The organism is Zooshikella harenae (assembly GCF_018837975.1).
GTDB lineage: Bacteria > Pseudomonadota > Gammaproteobacteria > Pseudomonadales > Zooshikellaceae > Zooshikella > Zooshikella harenae.
The window spans coordinates 51,694-72,471 of sequence record NZ_JAGSOY010000007.1; the positions used below are offsets into that span (position 1 = coordinate 51,694).

General features: G+C 43.3%; 20 protein-coding genes. 2 read left to right on the top strand and 18 right to left on the bottom strand.

The window, feature by feature from the left end; all coding sequences use genetic code 11:
• Positions 1 to 110: 110 nt before the first annotated feature.
• The 18 genes from motD to KCG35_RS05195 all read right to left on the bottom strand — a co-directional run bounded on the left by motD (position 111) and on the right by KCG35_RS05195 (position 18,343).
• Entirely contained in the window at positions 111 to 911 is an 801-nt protein-coding gene (motD, locus tag KCG35_RS05110; RefSeq protein WP_215818594.1) for a flagellar motor protein MotD, read from the bottom strand.
• Between the two features lie 176 nt (positions 912 to 1,087).
• Positions 1,088 to 1,828: a flagellar motor protein gene (locus KCG35_RS05115; protein ID WP_215818595.1), complete on the bottom strand. Its 741-nt coding sequence runs from the start codon at positions 1,826 to 1,828 to the stop codon at positions 1,088 to 1,090.
• A 2-nt stretch (positions 1,829 to 1,830) separates the two neighbouring features.
• Complete coding sequence (locus KCG35_RS05120) at positions 1,831 to 2,901, bottom strand: protein-glutamate methylesterase/protein-glutamine glutaminase (RefSeq protein ID WP_215818596.1); 1,071 nt, start codon at positions 2,899 to 2,901, stop codon at positions 1,831 to 1,833.
• 134 nt (positions 2,902 to 3,035) lie between these two features.
• Entirely contained in the window at positions 3,036 to 5,384 is a 2,349-nt protein-coding gene (locus KCG35_RS05125) for a chemotaxis protein CheA (RefSeq protein ID WP_215818597.1), read from the bottom strand.
• A gap of 12 nt (positions 5,385 to 5,396) precedes the next feature.
• Complete coding sequence (locus KCG35_RS05130; protein ID WP_215818598.1) at positions 5,397 to 6,188, bottom strand: protein phosphatase CheZ; 792 nt, start codon at positions 6,186 to 6,188, stop codon at positions 5,397 to 5,399.
• A 9-nt stretch (positions 6,189 to 6,197) separates the two neighbouring features.
• Positions 6,198 to 6,578 carry a chemotaxis response regulator CheY gene (locus KCG35_RS05135; RefSeq protein WP_444972204.1) on the bottom strand — a complete coding sequence of 127 codons (381 nt, stop codon included), beginning with the start codon at positions 6,576 to 6,578 and terminating at the stop codon, positions 6,198 to 6,200.
• A 310-nt stretch (positions 6,579 to 6,888) separates the two neighbouring features.
• On the bottom strand, positions 6,889 to 7,632 hold the full coding sequence (locus tag KCG35_RS05140) for an RNA polymerase sigma factor FliA (protein WP_215818599.1): 744 nt from the start codon (positions 7,630 to 7,632) through the stop codon (positions 6,889 to 6,891).
• Positions 7,632 to 8,459 (bottom strand): MinD/ParA family protein, encoded by an 828-nt coding sequence (locus KCG35_RS05145; protein ID WP_215818600.1) that lies wholly within the window; start codon positions 8,457 to 8,459, stop codon positions 7,632 to 7,634. The genes KCG35_RS05140 and KCG35_RS05145 overlap by 1 nt, the downstream gene beginning before the upstream one ends.
• Positions 8,460 to 8,495: 36 nt before the next feature.
• Positions 8,496 to 10,028: a flagellar biosynthesis GTPase FlhF gene (flhF, locus tag KCG35_RS05150; RefSeq protein ID WP_215818601.1), complete on the bottom strand. Its 1,533-nt coding sequence runs from the start codon at positions 10,026 to 10,028 to the stop codon at positions 8,496 to 8,498.
• Between the two features lie 44 nt (positions 10,029 to 10,072).
• Positions 10,073 to 12,217, bottom strand: coding sequence for a flagellar biosynthesis protein FlhA (gene flhA, locus KCG35_RS05155; RefSeq protein WP_304956743.1), 2,145 nt, complete (start codon positions 12,215 to 12,217; stop codon positions 10,073 to 10,075).
• A 199-nt stretch (positions 12,218 to 12,416) separates the two neighbouring features.
• The gene (gene flhB, locus KCG35_RS05160) at positions 12,417 to 13,550 is read right to left on the bottom strand and encodes a flagellar biosynthesis protein FlhB (RefSeq protein ID WP_215818602.1); all 1,134 of its coding nucleotides are present in this window, start codon (positions 13,548 to 13,550) and stop codon (positions 12,417 to 12,419) included.
• Positions 13,551 to 13,584: 34 nt separating this feature from the next.
• Positions 13,585 to 14,364, bottom strand: coding sequence for a flagellar biosynthetic protein FliR (fliR, locus tag KCG35_RS05165; protein WP_215818603.1), 780 nt, complete (start codon positions 14,362 to 14,364; stop codon positions 13,585 to 13,587).
• A 4-nt stretch (positions 14,365 to 14,368) separates the two neighbouring features.
• Positions 14,369 to 14,638, bottom strand: a complete 270-nt coding sequence (fliQ, locus tag KCG35_RS05170) for a flagellar biosynthesis protein FliQ (RefSeq protein ID WP_215818604.1) — start codon at positions 14,636 to 14,638, stop codon at positions 14,369 to 14,371.
• A 33-nt stretch (positions 14,639 to 14,671) separates the two neighbouring features.
• A complete protein-coding gene (fliP, locus tag KCG35_RS05175) occupies positions 14,672 to 15,448 on the bottom strand; it encodes a flagellar type III secretion system pore protein FliP (protein WP_230409023.1) in 777 nt (258 codons plus the stop codon).
• 111 nt (positions 15,449 to 15,559) lie between these two features.
• Complete coding sequence (gene fliO / locus KCG35_RS05180) at positions 15,560 to 15,961, bottom strand: flagellar biosynthetic protein FliO (RefSeq protein ID WP_215818605.1); 402 nt, start codon at positions 15,959 to 15,961, stop codon at positions 15,560 to 15,562.
• A gap of 73 nt (positions 15,962 to 16,034) precedes the next feature.
• Positions 16,035 to 16,640, bottom strand: a complete 606-nt coding sequence (gene fliN / locus KCG35_RS05185) for a flagellar motor switch protein FliN (RefSeq protein WP_215818606.1) — start codon at positions 16,638 to 16,640, stop codon at positions 16,035 to 16,037.
• Between the two features lie 182 nt (positions 16,641 to 16,822).
• Positions 16,823 to 17,791: a flagellar motor switch protein FliM gene (gene fliM / locus KCG35_RS05190; protein ID WP_215818607.1), complete on the bottom strand. Its 969-nt coding sequence runs from the start codon at positions 17,789 to 17,791 to the stop codon at positions 16,823 to 16,825.
• A gap of 24 nt (positions 17,792 to 17,815) precedes the next feature.
• Complete coding sequence (locus KCG35_RS05195; RefSeq protein WP_215818608.1) at positions 17,816 to 18,343, bottom strand: flagellar basal body-associated FliL family protein; 528 nt, start codon at positions 18,341 to 18,343, stop codon at positions 17,816 to 17,818.
• Positions 18,344 to 18,982: 639 nt separating this feature from the next.
• On the opposite strand from KCG35_RS05195, the gene KCG35_RS05200 reads away from it, so the two are divergent.
• Positions 18,983 to 19,582 (top strand): Hsp20/alpha crystallin family protein, encoded by a 600-nt coding sequence (locus KCG35_RS05200; RefSeq protein ID WP_215818609.1) that lies wholly within the window; start codon positions 18,983 to 18,985, stop codon positions 19,580 to 19,582.
• A gap of 291 nt (positions 19,583 to 19,873) precedes the next feature.
• Complete coding sequence (locus KCG35_RS05205) at positions 19,874 to 20,635, top strand: substrate-binding periplasmic protein (RefSeq protein ID WP_215818610.1); 762 nt, start codon at positions 19,874 to 19,876, stop codon at positions 20,633 to 20,635.
• The last annotated feature ends 143 nt before the right edge of the window (positions 20,636 to 20,778 follow it).

Consider the following 20,778-nt stretch of genomic DNA (forward strand, 5'->3'; position numbering starts at 1 on the left):
AACAGCAACAATTGAGCCAATAATTTTTATGTTAATCGTGAGCACATGCTCATCAAACGTACTGTTAAAAAAATATATTTATCGCCTTTAGCGACCTGCGTTGTTAACCATCAAGGGGTAGCACCTGCAGCATGAATACTGCGCCTAATATCAAGATTCTTGGAAATAACCAACACCACCCGGCGATTCTTTGTCCTGCCTTCAGGTGTGCCATTCGATGTAATCGGTTGGAACTGGCCATAACCAACGGCAGCCAATTGCCGAGGATCAACACCATAACTGGCTAGCAATCTAACAATGGCTGCAGAACGTGCCGCCGATAACTCCCAATTTGTTGGAAACTGATTGGTATTAATGGGCATGTTATCGGTAAAACCTTCAACATGTATTGGGTTCTTATAATGACGCAATATATCAGCCACTTTTTCTAATACATTAAAGGCTTGATTATTTGGTATAGAATCACCACTGGGAAATAACAAGCTAGACTTCATCTCAATTTCAACCCAAAGCTCATTCCCCGCCACCGACAGCAAATCATTACTGATTAGATCTTTAAATCGATCCTTTACCTGGCTTTCAATTTCAACCAAGGGGTCTTTTTCAGGCTCCTGTGGTGTATTAATATCATCAATAGCCATATCATGCTGATTAGGCTCCTGCACAACGTCCTCAGGCTCTTTCGGCTGGCGCGGTGTCAATTCCCCTATTTGTACAGGTTTTAAGCTTCGAGCAGGCTCATTAAACACACCATCTAAGGTTTCTGATAACAACTTATATTTGCCTTCATTGACTGAAGAAATTGAATACATCACCACAAAAAATGCAAAGAGCAAGGTAATGAAATCGGCATAAGACACCATCCAACGCTCTAGGTTTTCATGCTCTTCAATCATTCTACGCCGAGCCATAGCCATTACCTTTTGCTTGAGCAGCCAAATACAACCTCGACTGGCATTCAGACTAGAACTTAGCCTTTCCTTCGAAAAAGAATACGCTATTACTATTAGATAGGAGTGAGAGAAGATAGTTGTCAACACATATGGCTGAATATTTCACCAACTCAAAAACATACCTAACGCTCAGGTCAGGTAATAAAGCCTTGTAATTTCAGCTCTATTGACCGTGGATTTTCCCCTTCGGCAATGGCCAATAAGCCTTCAATTAACATTTCGCGGAACTGAGACTGAAGATGGACACAGGCTTTCAGCTTATTCGCAACAGGTAACAACAATAAGTTGGCCATACTCACCCCATAAATGGTTGCCACAAAGGCTGTCGCGATCCCTGACCCTAACTCTGAAGGGTCTGCTAAGTTCCCCATTACATGGATAAGCCCCATGACGGCACCTATGATGCCAATGGTAGGCGCATACCCTCCCATGGCTTCAAAGACTCTAGCTGCTTGCAAATCTCGGGCTTCAGCTACATATAACTCTACTTCAAGAATATTGCGTAACGCTTCTGGTTCATTACCATCAACCAGCAACTGTAATCCCTTCCGAGCAAACGTATCTGGCTCAATATCAGCAATAGACTCAAGACCTAATAACCCTTCTTTACGTGCTTTCAGGCTCCAGCCAACTACTTTCGCGATCCCCCCTTCTATATCCAGCGAAGGCGGTACCACAACCCACTGCACAATGCTCAGTGCACGTTTGAAGTTTCGGCCTGAAGATTGAACAAATGAAGCCGCTATTGTGCCTCCTATAACAATAACCGCAGCAGGGCCATTCAACAGTGCATCAACATGGCCACCTTCAAGAAAATTACCACCAACAATGGCCAGTAAGCCTAGAACCAGTCCGACTAAACTGAGCACATCCATGCTCAAATTGCCTCAACAAGTCGCCGGGGAATATCATTCAGGTGAATTACTTCATCAGCCAGCCCTGCATTAACAACAGCCATTGGCATCCCATAGATCACACAACTCTCTTGGTTTTGTGCCCAGACATGAGAGCCGGCTGTTTTAAGCATTCTGGCACCATCACGGCCATCAGCCCCCATACCTGTCAACACAACGGCTAACACCTTATTGTTAAATGCTTTTGCCGCAGAGCCAAAGGTGACATCAACACTAGGTTTATAGTTTAACCTGACATCCCCTTCTAAAACCCGGACGATACCGCCGTGCCGGGCATCCACCATTAATTGCTTCCCTCCAGGTGCCAGAAGTGCATGGCCAGGTTTTAGACTGTCATTATCCTTAGCCTCACTTATGCCAATCTGACATATCCGGTTAAGGCGTTCAGCAAATGCATTGGTAAAGGTTCCAGGCATATGCTGGACCAGTAAAATAGGCACTGGGAAATTACTGGGCAAGGCCGTAAGCACCGTTTGTAAGGCAACAGGGCCTCCTGTTGATGTGCCTAAAATCAGTAGCTTATGCTTTGCTACTCCTCGGTTATAAACCTGTACAGTTGGCCGCTCTGGTGCTGAGGTAACAGGCCGTGCTGCCGGCTTTGCCGCAGCTTCTGTCTTACGTGCTGTTGACCGATAACGACTTCTTGCCACCGCTTTCACACGGTCAGAAAGCACCTTTTTTAATTTGGAAGAGTTACGGGAAATATCCTCAAAATTCTTGGGTAAATAGTCAACGGCTCCCGCCTCTAACGCATCCAGGGTAATTTTGGCACCTTCGTGGGTCATAGAAGAAAACATCAGCACCGCGGTAGGCTTACTTGCCATAATTTGCTTTAACGCTGAAATACCATCAAGGACAGGCATTTCATAATCCATGGTAATAACATCAGGGCTCAACGCTTTGTTCTTCTCAATAGCTTCTCGACCATTCTGTGCAGTGCCCACCACTTCAATCAACGGGTCACCGCTTAACAGCTCATTCAATCGCCGTCGAAAAAAACCTGAGTCATCTACAATTAATACCTTTATTGCCACCAGGCATCTCCCGCTTAGTAAGCACCAATAAATACGTTAGCACACGTGTATTCTGCTTCCTCTTTGTACTGACTACTCACTACGAGCGATCGTCATCAACCTGAGTTTGCTAATAATGAAGCTGAAGGTTTGACCTAACCTGCTACAGACGACTGTTTACGCGCATACTGTTTTAACAAGCTAGGTACATCCAGAATTAAAGCAATGCGCCCGTCCCCGGTAATGGTTGCACCTGACATGCCGGGTGTTCCTTGTAATAAAGCGCCTAAAGGTTTTATGACCACTTCCTCCTGGCCAATCAACTGATCAACGACAAACCCCACCCGTTGTGTTCCTACTGAAACAATAACAACATGAGACTCATCCACAGGTTTAGAATCATTATGGCCTGCCACTAACCAGCGCTTTAAGTGAAATAATGGCAAGGCTTTATCACGCACAATGACAACCTCTTGCCCATCCACCACATTGGTCCGCGATAAGTCTAGATGGAAAATCTCATTGACACTGACCAAGGGTAAGGCAAAGGCTTGTTTTTCTAAAACAACCATCAATGTTGGCATAATCGCCAGCGTCAACGGTACTTTAATAATAATTCTAGAACCCTTACTTTTTTCCGACTCAATATTAATTGTGCCATTTAACTGGGATATTTTTGTTTTAACCACATCCATGCCCACCCCCCGACCAGACACATCAGAGATTTCCAGTTTGGTGGAAAAACCAGGCATAAAAATTAGATTAAAACATTCAGTATCAGATAATCGGTCAGCGGTATCCTGGTCATACAAACCACGCTCCACAGCCTTAGCTCTTAGCGTATCTGGATCCATGCCTGCACCATCATCAGCAATAGAGAGCAGGATATGATCACCTTCCTGCTGAGCGGCTAACAACACATTACCCTGTCGGTTCTTGCCACTTTGCTCTCGCTCCTGAGGACTCTCAATACCATGATCCACTGCATTACGTACCAGATGCACTAATGGGTCAGCGAGCGCCTCAACTAGGTTTTTATCCAGGTCAGTCTCTTCACCTTCCATCTGTAAATTGATTTCTTTTTTCAGGCTTCTTGCCAAGTCACGTACAACCCGAGGAAAACGCCCAAACACTTTTTTAATTGGCTGCATACGCGTTTTCATTACAGACAACTGCAAATCGGCAGTGACGACATCTAAGTTCGATACCGCTTTCGATAGCGCTTCATCACTACTGCGATCACCCAGCCGAACGAGTCGGTTACGGACCAATACCAACTCACCCACCATATTCATGATGTCATCCAGGCGAGCAGTATCAACCCGTACCGTGGTTTCAGCAGGTGGACTATCTTTGACGGGGGTTTTAGGTGCTGCAGCTGGCTTAGCCGCTGCCGGAGCAGCAGGGGTAGGTTTTGCCGGTGCTGGTTTTGGCTGTGCAGCAGGTTTACTTGGCTCAGCTCCCCCCTGTGCACTGTGTTTAAGTTCCTTTAACAGCTCATCAAAGTCAGCTTCAGGAACCTGCTCAGTTTCAGCGGGTTTAGCAGGCTGCTCCGCAGCCTTATGGAATTGGCCCTTGCCATGCAGTTCATCTAATAGTGACTCAAACTCTTCATCTGAAATTTCATCACCGGCTGGTGGCTTGGCTTGCTTTTTCTCAGCCGCTTCAGCAGGTTCAGCTGCTTTTGGCGCTTCTTCTGCCGAGGGTTCAGTTGATGGTTGTTCTGAGACAGGTGCAGGAGCTTCCTCACCAGACTCCCCATTAATAGACTTTTTGCCATGCAACTGATCCAATAAGGCTTCAAATTCATCATCCGTAATCTCATCAGAGTCACTGCCACTCACACCTTCAGTAGCGGGTGGAGGCGTCACCTGCTCTTTTGGCGCGCCCCCTTTCGCTTCCTCTTCCTTATCTTCTTCTGCTATGGCATCGAGAAGCTGCTCAAACTCTTCATCGGTGATCTCTTCTTCTTGCGTTTTTCTTTCAGTTGCTTCAGTGGGTTTAGCTTCTGGTGGAGGTGCCTGTGGTGGTGGAGGCTCAGCTGTTTGCTCTGGTGGAGCAGGTGTAGGCTCTGCGGCAGGAGGCTCTGGAGCAGCCGCTTCTGGTTCAGCCTCTTCAGGTTTCGCAAATTTTGTTAGTGCAGCAATTACTTCCCTATCAGCAGGCTCAGGGTCCTGACGTTCCCGAACCTGACTAAACATTTCATTAACACTATCTAATGCTTGCAGAACGACATCCATGAGTTCTGGAGTAACTGCACGCTGTCCATTGCGCAAGGTATCAAACACATTCTCAGCAACATGACAGCACTCGACGAGTGCATTCAGCTGTAAAAAACCTGCTCCGCCTTTTACTGTGTGGAAGCCTCTGAAGATTGCATTCAGTAAATCTTTATCATCTGGACGGTTTTCAAGATCGACTAACTGTTCAGATAATAGTTCTAAGATTTCCCCTGCTTCGACAAGAAAGTCTTGTAGAATCTCTTCATCAGCATCAAAACTCATGAAATAACTCCCCTAGAACCCCAAGCTGGATAATAGGTCATCAACCTCATCTTGACCTGATACCACATCAGTACGCTCCTCCGCCCGCATCTGAGGTCCCTCGGCAACGGTTTTATCTTTTTCCTTCGTATCAAATCGATGTTCAATTCCTGTAATAGTGTCAAGCTGTCCTGCCATACGCACTAAATGGACTAAGCTTTCTTCTACTTCAGCCACTAAATCCACGACTTTTTTAATAACTTGACCTGTTAAATCCTGAAAGTCCTGAGCCAAAATAATTTCATTTAAATTGCTATAGAGGGTATTCGCTTTACCTTCTGTCGTATCCAAAAATTCATCAATGTGATGGTAAAGCTCGCGAAATTCTGTAGGCTTCATCTGTCGTTTACGAAGCTTCTGCCAACCTTCACGTAAGCTTTTTGATTTTTCTGCAATATCGCCAGCAATAGGCACACTCTCATCCACCAAATCCATGGTGCGATTAGCCGCTTGCTCAGTCATTTTTGTCACATAACTTAAGCGCTCAGAGGCATCAGCCATACTGGAAATTTGTTCCTTATCTCTACCCGAAAAGCCTGCATCCAAATGAAAATTCTTAATGGCTTCATGCAAGGCCCTTGTCAGACGGCCAATTTCTTTATAAAGACTTTTGTCACGCACTTCATTAATTTCATGGATAACCTGCATGGCATCTTTTAAATTGCCTTTCTCCAGGTGTTCCACCATTTTATGTGCACGATTTTTTAAGTCTTCTTCAAACTCTTCTGGTGTCAATCCATCAGTTTGTTTATCTAATAACGACATATCAGCCTCTTAACCACTGGCATCCACACGCTCAAATATTTTTTCAATTTTTTCTTTCAATACTTGAGCCGTAAAAGGCTTGACTACATAGCCATTAACACCAGCTTGAGCAGCCTCAACAATCTGGTCTCGTTTAGCTTCAGCCGTTACCATTAAAACCGGTAAAGACGCAAGTTTAGGATCAGCACGAACTGCTTTTAATAAGTCAATTCCCGTCATACCCGGCATGTTCCAGTCCGTTACTAAAAAATCAAAACCACCACTTTTCAACATTGGAAGTGCTGTTTGACCGTCATCCGCTTCTGCCGTGTTGGTGAATCCCAAATCTCGCAGTAGGTTTTTAATGATTCGCCTCATTGTGGAAAAGTCATCCACGATAAGGATCTTCATATTTTTATCCAAGGCGACCTCCCTCATGATGCACAGATGCTGCCTTTTAACATCTACTACAAGTCTAGTAGGTGATTATTGGCATGCCAGTTTATTCGATTTATGTTTAGAAAGAGTGCAAAATATTTTCATTATGCAATAACACTTTATAGCCAGAAATAAGCACTAAACCATAGCCATTTAATGACTTGTAAGAATAATTAATTAATGATCAATCAGTTAGGTATGAACCTGATGAGCGTTAGACATCATCTATCGTAATTAATAAAAAGTGTTAGCGTAAAAATACGGCTTTATTAACAAACAAAATTTACTCAGGCTGCCAGTCAACAAGCCTCGCTCGAAGCCGCATAGCTGCTTGTGAGTGAATTTGACTCACCCTGGATTCACTGACACCTAACACCTGGCCAATTTCTTTTAGGTTTAATTCTTCATCATAATAAAGTGCAAGCACGAGCTGCTCTCGTTCAGGCAAAGTTTGTATCGCCTGTGCTAAATCTTGCCGTAACTTTTTCTGCTGTAGCTCATCAGGAGGTTTGTCACTGGTGTGCTCACTGGCCATTGATTCCTGTGGTGCATCACCAGAGTCCGTTAGCTCTTCAAAGGAAAATAAGCGGCTACCAGACAAATCACTCAACATAGCATAGTAGTCATCCAGTGACAGTGAGAGCGCTTCCGCTATTTCATAGTCCTTTGCATCCCGGCCATGCTTTGCTTCAATGTGTTGAATAGCATCAGCTATTCGTCGACTGTTACGGTGGACAGATCGAGGCACCCAGTCCCCTTTACGAATTTCATCGACAATACTGCCTCGGATACGAATTGTGGCATAGGTTTCAAATGTTGCCCCTTTACTCGCATCATATTTTCGCGCAGCCTCAAGCAGTCCAATCATTCCAGCTTGAATCAAGTCATCTAATTGGACGCTGGCAGGTAATCGAGCAGCGGTATGTAAAGCTATTCGTTTAACAAGACCAGCATAACGCTGGACAAGCTGCTGTCCCTGCTGCCCACTCACTTGGGAATATAATCCAACACCTTGCACTGATTTCATCAACAACGTCCGACTTCACAGGACACCAAGGTTTCTACAAAAAATTCCAAATGTCCTCGAGGTGAGGCGGGTAATGGAAAGTTATCAATCTTTTGCGCTACACCACGAATCGCTATGGCTGCTTTAGACCTTGGATAGCACTCTAACAACGGGCGCTGACGCTGAACGGCTTTACGTAAAGCTTCATCAAAAGGAATTGCACCTAAATATTGCATGGTCACATCCAAAAAACGCTCAGTGACATTGGTCAACTTATTAAAAAGCTGCTGACCTTCTTGCTGGCTGCGAACCATATTTGCAATAATCCGATAGCGCATAACCTGGTGGTCACGATGGAGGAGTTTGATCAGCGCATAAGCATCCGTAATTGAAGTGGGTTCATTAGTTACCACAATCAATACTTCTTGACTGGCAATCACAAAACTAACGACAGAACTCGAAATACCGGCTGCGGTATCAATAATCAACACATCCAGTTGATCATTAATTTCACTGAAAGCACTAATCAATCCTGCATGCTGTTGCAACGATAGCTGCGTCATCGCCTGGGTACCGGAAGATGCTGGGATAATCTTTATGCCTCCAGGTCCATGCAAAAGAATATCGCGCAACTCACATTTTCCTGCTAATACATCAGCAATCGTGTGTTTTGGTGATAACCCTAGCAACACATCAATATTGGCCAACCCCAAGTCAGCATCAAGTAACATGACTCGACGCCCCATTTCTGCAAGGGCAATACTCAGGTTAAGCGCTACATTGGTTTTGCCAACGCCTCCCTTGCCTCCGGTTACAGCGAGTACCTGAACTGGATGTTTAATTCCCATCGTGTTGTTCACTCAGACAACAAACATTGCTTGTGATTACCCAACCGCACGCTCGTTAAACAGAGAATGTCCTGAGACCGTCCATTCCTGTTGCACAAGCCACGCTGCATCGTCTTCATCAAGTGCACCCGATATGGCTACAGCCCGACTCAACAGTGTATGACTACGAGCCAATGCAATATCTTCTGGAATTCGCTGGCCATCTGTATAGTAAGACACGGCTAATTGGCCAGCGATCACCATATCTAAAGATTCTCCAAGACTATGCGTCTCATCCACTTTTGTTAAAATCGTACCAACCGTTTGTTCTGTTGAGTAAGTATCGATTGCTCGCTGCAATACAGCGCGCTGACTGGTGGTTGCCAGCACCAATAAATTCCTGATCATTGGTCGTACTTGATCAAGTAAATTTAATTGTAGCTGTAAATTATCGTCCTGCGGATGCAGACCCGCTGTATCAATCAAAATCAATGACTTACCTCGAAAAGCATCCAGCGCCTGTTGCAACCCTGATACATCACTCACCACTCTAATGGGCACATTTAAAATACGTCCCAGGGTTTTCAACTGATCACAGGCGCCAATGCGAAATGTATCTAAGGTAATCAATCCCAATGACTCCGTACCATGCTTCAGCGCATAACGCGCAGCCAATTTACCAACAGTGGTTGTTTTGCCACTGCCCGTGGTTCCAAGCAGGGCAAAAATACCGCCACCATCCACTAAATCCCGCTTAGTAGTATTCAGTAATCGACTAAGCTGTCCCAATACCTGGCGCCAGGCAGCTTTTACCCCAGTATCAGCAGGAAGATTTTGCACAATGGTGTGACTCCGCTGTGGTGACAACCCCATCCCCACCAATCGCCGCCAAACCATAGCAGCTACAGGATGAAGCTGGCAAAAATCACCCCACGCTTTTTGTCCCATTTGTTGCTGAAGTAACATCCGCATACCATGCAACTCTTGTTGCAAATTAGCCAGTAGCCCTGGTGCAGTCTCTCCTGTTTGTTCAATACGCTCTTTTTTGGGTTCAGCCAAGGCTTGTCTTTGCTGCCACTGAACCTCAGGCTTGTTGTGCTGCTTATGACTTTGCACATCCTGATAAGCGCTGGTATTTGGCCATGGCTGCCCTTGCTTGGTAGTTTGATGCTGAGCTTCAGATGGGGATGGTTTTGGACTTTTACCATTCCGTAAACGGTTGGCTTGTTTATAGTTCTCAAGATCAACAAGGGATTGGTGATGGTTTTGCTTAGCACTCCCCTCTGTCTGCATTTGCTGATTTACGTGATGTCCTTGCCAACTAAATTCATTATCTTGAGAAAAGGTACGTTTTGATTTAGGGGATGATGATTGTTGTTTATAAGGTGCATCCTTGTGGTTACGTATATTCGCAGAAGCTTGAGAGGCAGAAACATGAGAAGGAATAGTCGGCACATCCCTGGCTACCACTAACTCGATACCACCTGCTACTCGTCGTTGTTCAAGAATGGTTGCATCTGCACCTAACTCCTGCTTAACCAATTTAAGTGCCTGGCGCATATCAGCAGCAAAGTAGCGTTTAATATTCATATGTCCTTCCTATGCCGTGCTTTACCTCAGTATCTGCCAGCAAACTACTCGTGCTGGCCCACACTGGCGACAATAGTTACTTCTTTATTGTCTGGTATTTCTTGATAAGCCAATACATACATGCTGGGTATGCCAAATCGAGCAAACCTGGCCAGCATGGGTCGAATCGGTCCCGCCACTAACAGCACGGCAGGTTGTCCTGCCATTTCCTGTCGTGATACTGCATCTTGCAGTGAACGTTGTAACCGCTCAGCCAAACTAGGCTCAATCACAAAGCCATCTTCAACACTCATACCTGACTGCTTGGCCTGCTGAGCAGATTGCAGCAACATTTGTTCCAACTGCGGCTCAAGGGTGATCACTGGAATCTTATCGGACGTACCTACAATGCTTTGCACTATAGAGCGAGCTAATGCGGTTCTGACGGAAGCAGTTAAAGTGGCAGGATCTTGACTCTTCGCCCCAACTTCGGCCAGCGCCTCAGCAATGGTTCGGATATCACGAACAGGAATTCGCTCAATAAGTAAGCATTGCAGCACTTTTAACAGCGTACTATGAGATACCTTGCTGGGAAGCTCTTCCGCCAGCTTAGGTGATTGTCGTCCTAACAACTCAAGTAACCTTTGCACTTCATCATGACCAATTAGCTCATGAGCATGCTTAAACAACACCTGATTTAAGTGCGTCGCAACCACCGTCGATGCATCAACCACGGTGTACCCTAATGTCTGAGCCTGGTCTTTTAGTCCTGGTTCAATCCATACCGCATCAAGACCAAATGCTGGATCTTTGGCAGCAATCCCCTCTAGAGAGCCAAATACCTGGCCAGGATTAATGGCCAATTCTCGCTCGGGATGCACTTCTGCTTCACTGATGGTCACCCCCATCAACGTAATCCGATACACATTGGGTAACAAATCAAGGTTATCGCGGATATGGACTGAAGGCAGGAGAAAGCCCAGCTCCTGTGAAAGCTTTTTACGAACCCCTTTGATTCGACTGAGTAACTCTCCTCCCTGGGCTTTATCAACCAATGGTATTAAACGATAGCCTACTTCCAATCCCACCATATCTACAGGTGTTACATCATCCCAACCCAGCTCCTTGGTTTCAACAGATGATGGGGAGGGCTGAGCCGTTGCCCCCGTAGGCACAATTTGTCCACCTGCTGCAGGCTGTAGTCCTGTACCGGGTTCAGCGACTGGCGTCGTGCTAGTTTTTTGACGATGAATCCACCAGGCACCCAACGCAGCAATCCCCCCTAACCCTAAAAATGCAACATGAGGCATACCAGGGATTGCTCCCATCACCATTAATATTGTCGCAGCGACGCCAATGGCTTTAGGTGAAGAGAACATTTGCTGACGAACCTGATGGCCCATATCCTTTGCGTCAGAAACTCGTGTCACCATAATCGCCGCAGCAGTGGAAAGGAGTAAGGAAGGGATTTGCGCAACCAATCCATCACCAATGGTTAATAGTGAGTAATTCTGTAAAGCGGTTTGGAATGGTAACTGATGCTGGGCCATCCCAATGGATAAGCCACCAATAATGTTGATAGCTAAAATCAGTAGCCCTGCAACTGCATCCCCTCGAACAAACTTACTGGCACCATCCATGGAACCGTAAAAATCAGCCTCCTGGCTTACTTCTGTCCGTCTGGCTCGTGCCTGGTCCTGATTGATCAAACCTGCATTTAAGTCAGCATCAATCGCCATCTGTTTACCTGGCATCGCATCCAAAGTAAATCGGGCCGATACCTCAGAAATACGACCTGCACCTTTAGTCACCACAACAAAATTAATAATAATGAGGATGACAAAAACCACCAAGCCCACCACATAGTTTCCGCCAATCACAACTTCACCAAAAGCCTCGATGACTTTTCCTGCTGCATCTCCTCCAGTGTGGCCTCGTAGTAACACCACTCGCGTTGAAGCAACATTCAACGCTAAACGTAACAACGTTGCTACCAGCAAAATGGTGGGAAACACTGCAAAGTCCAGTGGTCGCATGCTATAAACGCATACCAGCAAGACAACCAGTGCCAGAGTGATGTTGAAGGTAAATAACACGTCTAACAAGAACGGGGGAACAGGTAATGTCATCATGGCTAAGATTGCCATTAACAGAACCGGAACCCCTAAGTTACCCTGACTAAGGCCTTTCAGTGTCCTCACTACCATCATACCATCTGCCACTAAGCCTTCTCCTTGTAGTAAAGGATTGTTGCTAATCAACGTCCGCCCGATCAGCTTTGTATTGGCTGTGCAAAAACCTTTCCCATCCATATCACTATCGGATGAAAGCCTTCAGCTTTACGTCTTAAGCGCTTACTCAGGTTGGAAAATAGCCCTATCTACACACGACAAAACAGCTCACTGCCATTTAATTGTCGTGACGAAATTCTTCAGGAATGGGATAGTCTTTAGGCGGACGAGGTTTCTTACCATAGCGCTGCTGCTTAAGCTGGTACACATAGGCTAAAATCTGTGCAACAGCGATATACAAGCCACTGGGTATTTGTTGATTTAGCTCCGTACTATGATAAATCGCCCGACTAAGTGGTGGCGCTTCTAAGATCGTTACATTCGATGCCACCGCAATTTCCCTGATTTTTAATGCAATAAAATCAACGCCTTTAGCAATAACATAAGGGGCATCTGCTTTATCAGGGTTATATTTTATTGCCACAGAGTAATGCTCAGGGTTAGTGATCACCACATCAGCTTTTGGCACTTCAGACATCATTCGACGTTCAGCCATTTCCCGCTGTAACTGACGGATACGGCTTTTAACTTCAGGTTTACCTTCAGTATCTTTGAATTCATCCCGAAGCTCTTGCTTCGTCATTTTTAACTTTTGACGGGTATCCCAAATCTGAAATGGGACATCAATGGCGGTAATCAGCAATAAACTGATACTCAACACAATAGCCGCCCAACCGATAAGCCATAAACTAGAAATAATCGCATTGTCGACAGAGGCACGTCCTAAATGCAAAATCTGGTTCTGTTCCCACAGTAATACTCCTATCGCAAAACAGGCTACCACCACCACTTTGGCAATCGCCTTTAACAGTTCCACTAAGGACTTGGCTGAAAACATACGTTTCAAACCCGCCAATGGACTGATACGGTTCAATTTGGGTTGTATTAATTTACCACTGAAAACCCATCCTCCCAGTAAAATAGGCGCCAGAATACCTGCCAACATCAAGGATAAAATTAATGGGAAAATAGAAATGATTGCATCATTCAGCGAAGCACCCAGAAACTGCAACATCGTCGCCGTATCAAATATTTTTTCCCGCTCTACATCTAAGTTCAGCCGCATAATCACGATTAAATGACGCGCCAAAAATCCAGCAGACAATACCAAACTAACCGAAGCGATAAGTAAAATCGCCATGGTGGTTAATTCTTTTGAACGAGGAACCTGACCTTCTTTCTTTGCATCTTGCAAACGTTTCTGGGTAGGTTCTTCGGTTTTTTCCTGACTTGTATCTTTTTCCTCAGCCATAGGTTATTCCGGGCACACCTCAGAATACATTATGCTACTGGGCCACTAAGTCCCTTAAAAAAAGTAACGCTTGTTCACTGAAAGCTAAATATTGATCTAAAAACCCTGTAACGGTTACCCAAACAATAAACAGGCCAAACATTAATGCCATTGGAAACCCCAATGAAAAAATATTTAACTGTGGTGCTGCTTTCGTCATTACGCCAAATGTTAAATTAACAATCAATAACGCCGTCACGCCAGGGATAGCAATCAGCAATGCACTGGAAAATATCCAACTAAACCAAAGCACTAAACGCTCAGCACTCCCTGCAGGCAACAGATACCCCTCACTAACTGGCATGGTATGGAAACTTTCAACCAATACCTCTATCACAACAAGGTGACCATTAACCGCCAAAAATAATAATGTTGTCATAATCAAATAAAACTGACCTAATACCGTGACGGTTACGCCATTGGCTGGATCATTCATAGACGCAAAACCAAGTCCCATTTGCATGGCAATCATTTGACCCGCCATCGCAAATAAATGAAAAAAAACCTGTAATGCAAACCCCATTAATGTACCAATCAATACCTGCTGTAAATTAATCAACCAGGCGTTCAGAGAAAAAGGATCTACTTTAGGCATCGCTGGTAACACGGGCATTAGCATCAGGGTAACGGCTAATGCCAGTGCTAAACGAACGCGCGCTGGAACCATTTGTGCGCCAAAGATAGGCATCACCATAAATAATGAGCTGACACGAAATAGCGGCCATAGAAAGGGGGTAATCCAGGTACCAACATCCTCAGCAGGCACTTGAAACATGGTCTTAACCAATCAATCCGGGAATATTCAGAATAAGCTTATTAAAAAAATCCATTAACTGCCCTAACAACCAGGGCCCAGTCACCATTATTGTTAACAATGTGACTAATAGCCGGGGTAAAAAACTTAACGTTTGCTCGTTAATTTGCGTGGCCGCCTGTAATGTACTGACAATCAAGCCGATGATTAAACTAGGTGTTACAATGACAGCAACCATTTGCACAATGAGAAACAAAGCATCCCGGAAAATATCAATCACAACTTCAGGTGTCATTTTTATTCCTCTTCAAGCCTTGTTCATCAAAGACTACGTGACGCCAAAACTTGTCGCTAATGTCCCAACAATCATGGCCCAACCATCAACCATCACAAACAACATGATTTTAAAAGGTAATGAAACAATTAATGGTGATAACATCATCATCCCCATGGCCATTAATACACTCGCCACCACTAAATCAATAATCAAAAAAGGAATAAATAATAAAAAACCTATTTGAAAGGCCGTTTTTAATTCACTGGTGACAAAGGCAGGAATCAATATATTTAATGGAACATCATCTACTGACTGTAAATCACCCACGTCAGCAATACGCACAAATAAATTCAGATCTGTTTCTCGAGTTTGCGCTAGCATAAATTCTCGAAAGGGACCCGCAGCAATTTTCAACGCTTCCTGAACTGGGACTTTCTCTGCCATGTATGGCTGAATGGCTTGTTCATTTACCTTATTTAACACTGGAGACATAATAAAAAATGTCAAAAATAACGCCATTCCCAATAAAATTTGATTTGAGGGTGTTTGTTGCAGCCCCATCGCTTGTCGTAAAATTGAAAAAACAATAATTATTCGTGCGAAGGATGTCATCATAATCACAATGGCCGGCAAAAAGGACAGTAATGTCATTAATGCCAACACTTGAATTGTGACAGAATACTCTTGCCCTTTAGGGGTATCAGTGACTGTTAAGATTGGAATTGTTGTAGCGGGTGCCGCATTAACACATGGTACAACCACTAACAACAACATCATTATCAGTGCATTGTAAGGTATTTGACTCAATATACGGCTCAGTGGACTCATGTGTCCTCTTTGCTTAATAAATGCTAATTTTTTAATTTAAAACGTAGTCATCTGCTATACCAGAAAAGACGGATATATAAATTTATCAGTATTTTTTTAGGCGTTATTAACTCAAGGTCGTTGTTTAATCATTTCCATTAAACGCTTCGAAAAATCATTACTGACTTCATTTTTACTGGTGATAACAGGCTGGTCAAATACATGAATCGTATTCATACCTGCTGGCGAAATACCCAATAAAATTTGCTTCTCACCTATTTGCACTAAAACCAGCCGCTCCTTGCTACCTACTGGCATAACAGCAAGGTTTTTTATGGCAGGGCTTGCCATAGGTTTTATTGCACCACTACGTTTAACAATCCAGGCAGCTGCAAATATCACAAATAAAACCACCGCTAGCGCCAGCACAACTTGAATCAACATCCCCCATGTTGTAGGCGGTGTTGTTGGTGCCGCCCAAATGTTTGATGAATAAATACAACATACTAAGTAAAAAAAACAACGACGACTCATGTTCAGTATTCTCTTAGTTTAACGAATAGAATCGGTTATACCTAAACGTCAAGTGTAGTGCGCTTAATTAAAACTATCGTAATTTTTTAATCCTCTCTGTTGGACTAATGACATCCGTTAAACGTATACCAAACTTCTCATTGACAACCACTACTTCTCCATGTGCAATTAGTGTTCCATTCACTTTCACATCCAGTGGTTCCCCTGCTAATCGATCCAGTTCAATGACCGAGCCCTGATTTAACTGCAGCAAATTACGAATAGTAATATCTGTCCCCCCCACTTCCATGCTAATCGTGACGGGTATGTCCAAGATAACATCTAAATTAGGGCCTTCCTCTAGACTGCGAATTTCAGTGGGTTCAGTAATATCTTCCAGCTCGTCCATATCCATGGGCGATGCTGTTGTTTGAAATAATTCATCAATATCTTCCTGACCACTTTTATCTTCTGATTCTGATTCAGCTAAAGCCGCAGCCCATTCATCTGCCAGTGCTTGTTCATCACTGGCCCCATTTTCTTCACCACTTCCCTCTTCGTCAGAAGCTTCTTCATCAGCTACAGGGGGTTCTTCTGACTTATCAGTATCCTGCGCTTCAGAAGACTCTTGCTCTGCCTCGCCAGTATTTTCTACGTCAGTTTCAGGCTGTTCTTCTGTATTATCAGGATCATCTGCCATTATTTAACTCCTGTAAGTCAACTGCAGTGCAGTCATGCAACCTTGTTTTATTATTGACGAAGTCACTCGTTTTTATTTTAGTTTCCTTAGCTATTGGACAAAGCATTGGCCCGCCTCCCCCATTTAGCTGTAAGTTATCACTTTCAAGCCTGCCGCTGGTTGATTAAGTCAAATGAGTTCAACTAATACTTTGGTCGTTCAATCAAACTTAATACTTGCATCGCCAGCTTTTCTTTCGTGACCCCCAGTCGTGTTTTAAATACTGGGATATCATTTGCTGATAGAACATAACTGTCGGGCATTTCAAAGGGAATAATATCGCCCTCCTCCAGTTCAAGAATATCGCGTAAACGCATTTCGGTTTTAACAATATTAGAGTTTACTTTAACGTTAACTCCCAGTATTTCTTCCCTTAACGCTTTCACCCAGCGCTCATCTCGATCATCCACATCACTTTGCACTCCCGCATCTAATAACTCTCTGATGGGTTCAATCATTGAGTATGGCAGTGTGACATGCATATCCCCGCCGCCACCATCTAATTCAATATGAAACGTGCTCACCACAATGACTTCTGAGGGACTCACAATATTCGCCAATGCGGGATTAACTTCAGAATTTATATACTCAAATTCAACTTTCATCACAGGTCCCCAAGCTTCCTTCAAATCCACAAAAACCTGCCGAAGTACCATTTGCACAACACGATTTTCAGTAGGTGTAAACTCACGCCCTTCAATCTTGGCATGTAATCCTTCCCCACCAAAAAAATTATCCACGAGCTTGAAAACCAGTTTGGCATCCAAAATAAATAACGCCGTCCCTCGTAGCGGTTTCATTTTGACTAGATTTAAACTAGTGGGCACATAAAGCGTATGAACATATTCACCAAACTTCATCACTTGAACACCGCCTACAGCAACATCAGCACTGCGACGTAGCATATTGAACATACTGATACGCGTGTAACGGGCAAAACGTTCATTAATCATTTCTAAGGTCGGCATCCTCCCACGGACAATCCGATCCTGGCTGGTCAAGTCATAAGATTTAATACCATCAGGCGCCTCATCCGTTTCGGTATCGATGTCACCATCATCCACACCATGAAGGAGCGCATCAATTTCGTCTTGTGAGAGTAGGTCTTGCACGGTTCAGCCCTCGTATAACACTTACTACTGCATGACAAAACCAGTGAATAGCACCGTTTCAATACCAGGCTTACCAATTTCCTGCTGTAACACCTGTTGTATTGATTCCGTTGCTTTCTGCTTTAACATTTCCTTGCCTTCAGACGTTTGTAATGTCTGAAAATCCTCACTGGCAATCAACAACACCAAATTATTTCTAATCAGAGGCTCATGTTGTTTGACTGCAGCCATTGCCTCAGGGTCCCTACCCATCACTGTTATTGACAGTTGAGCATATCGTTGTCGACCACCTACCTGAAAATCAACCGTAAATGGCGGCTCCATAGCAAAATAAATTGCTGGGGGCTTGGTCGCTTTTTGCGATTCTGCTGATGAATCACCTTCACCTGCTGTTTCGCCACTCCCCATCAACATATATAGGGTGATTCCAGCCGCACCACCCAACACGACTAACACCACAACAATAAAAATAATTAACTTCTTTTTTTTCCCTCCAGAAGCTTCACTATCAACTTCAGCTTCTGGACTTTCTGTCTCATCCTGATCTGCCATTTTTACGTCATTCCCTTATCGGCTCACAAATAATGACTGTTTTCTTACCATCAATAAACATATACCCATAACGAAGGGTTTTTAGGGGCGGCCGTCAAGTGATGAAGCCCCAGAAGCTTATATTAATAAGTGACTAGGGTGAAGAACGCTGACAACAAACCCTAAAAATGATTCGTGAAGGGTATAGCTACAAGTAACCAACACACTTTACCCAATAGACGCTCTATAAGTTTCCACTGCAAAATCTTACTTAACAGATTCCCAGGAATGAATTTAGCGGCAAAAAAAGTGCCAGCCGTTTTAAAGAACGCTCTCACTAACACAAGCATCTTTTTAAGCATAGCACGCACTGACTGTCAGAGATTTGACAGTTCCACTGTTTTTTTCTTTGCAAAGTCAATTTGTTAGCTATGCGACTAACACAACTCACATTAACAAAAATGTGTTATCCCCCTTTCACTGGGAAGTAATCATGATTTCATTAATTATTAATCAATTCCTTCAATAATTTACTTATATGCACTTGTTGTAGACTTGTGAAGAAGAGAACAATATGCTTCTCTCTCCTCTATCCGCTAGGCTTTCTTTTCCGAAAAAGCAAACAGTATATGTCATTGAAATGAATAAAAGGGGTCTATCATGAATTTACAAAAACTTAATCCTTGGAACTGGTTCAAGCATGAAGAATCCCAAAAGACTAATGAGCATGTAATGCCTGTAACACGAGAGGCAGAGTCAAAAGATATGCCTGTCTCTTCGAACAATTATAAACACTACCCTATATTCCAACTCCACCGCGAAATTGAGCGCCTTTTTGATGAAGCGTTCCGTGGTTTTAACTTACCAAACCTTGACCCATCCCATTTTTCTACTAATTCAAACAGTGGGCTAAACCCCGAATCATTTCGACCTAGTTTAAATGTCTCAAGCGATGATAATGGTTACCAAATAACACTTGAGGCTCCAGGCCTTACAGAAAAAGATATTGATATAGAAATAAAGCGCGATATCATGACTATTCAAGGCAGCAAACAAGAAGAAAAAGAAAATAAAGATCGGCATTTTTATCGTATTGAACGACACTACGGTACATTTCAACGGGTTTTATCCTTACCCGAAGATGCCAATACTGATGCTATTCAGGCAGAAATGAAGAATGGTGTACTCAAAATTACCATTCCACGTCAAGAATCTGAGATCACTAATAAACGTAAAATCACTATACAATCTAACCGGTAATTAACTACGCTGTTATAAGTACACATGACTCTTTTTGTTTAAGGGGGGATTACCTTCAAAGTATTGGGTAAACTCCCCTCCTCTAACTCATAATAAGGGCACCTCTATAAGGACTACATGAAGGCTAAACAGCTACTGCATATTTAGCAATAGCAGCCTCAAGTATGTATTAATACTAGCAGGGCCATAAGCACTGCGCAGACGTATGTTATCAAAGAAAAAGTGTATTTTTAGAGGTATCTATAAGAGGTATTTCCATAAAAAGCATTAAATATGATTGGATTATTACATATGAGTACTTACTTAACAGGATTGATTGTTCTTTTTCTTACACTGACACTTCATGCCAGCGAGCTATTGGTCGTCACTGAGGAATGGCCACCCTATAACTATAAAGAAAATAACTTAGTCACCGGCTATTCAACAGAGATTGTTCAAAAAGTACTTAAAAAAGCAAATATTAATTACACAATTCGTCTTTACCCTTGGGCCAGAGCTTATGATCTTGCACTCAAAAAAGAAAATATACTGATTTACACCATTGTCCGAACACCAGAACGTGAAGCGTTATTTCAATGGCTAGGACCGATTTTACCTGGCAAAAAGTTTTATCTTTATAAATTAAAAAGTAGAAAAGACATTAGTCTTACGACGATAGATGATGCTAAAAATTTTAAAACGGCAATTATGCGTGATGATGTAACTCATCAATTTCTGAATGCTAGAGGTTTTATCGATGAGAAACACCTTGACTTATCAGTATCGGAGGAAATCAATATTAAAAAGCTATTTAATAACCGAGCAGACCTCATTATTGGCAACGTAGAGAGCCTACCACTCAGAATAAAAAATTTACAGTTTGACTTTTCAAAAGTAGAACCTGCAATTTTTATGTTTGAACACGGCTATTACATGGCCCTCAGCGCTCAATCTGATGAGCAGTTATTTAATCGACTGAATACAGCCATGAAACAGGTTTTTACACCTGAATATCAGAAATCACTAGCGCTTAAATATAAAGTTAAATTACTTTTCCCCTCAAGTGATGAATAGATATCGTGCAAATGCCGTTCATGAATTTATTTGTTCCTCCCACAACAGAAGACCATCCTTAATCTCTACTACACACGGTGCTCTCAGCACTTGTTTCACAAACAAATTCAACCACTGCATACCCATTATTGCTATACCTCAAT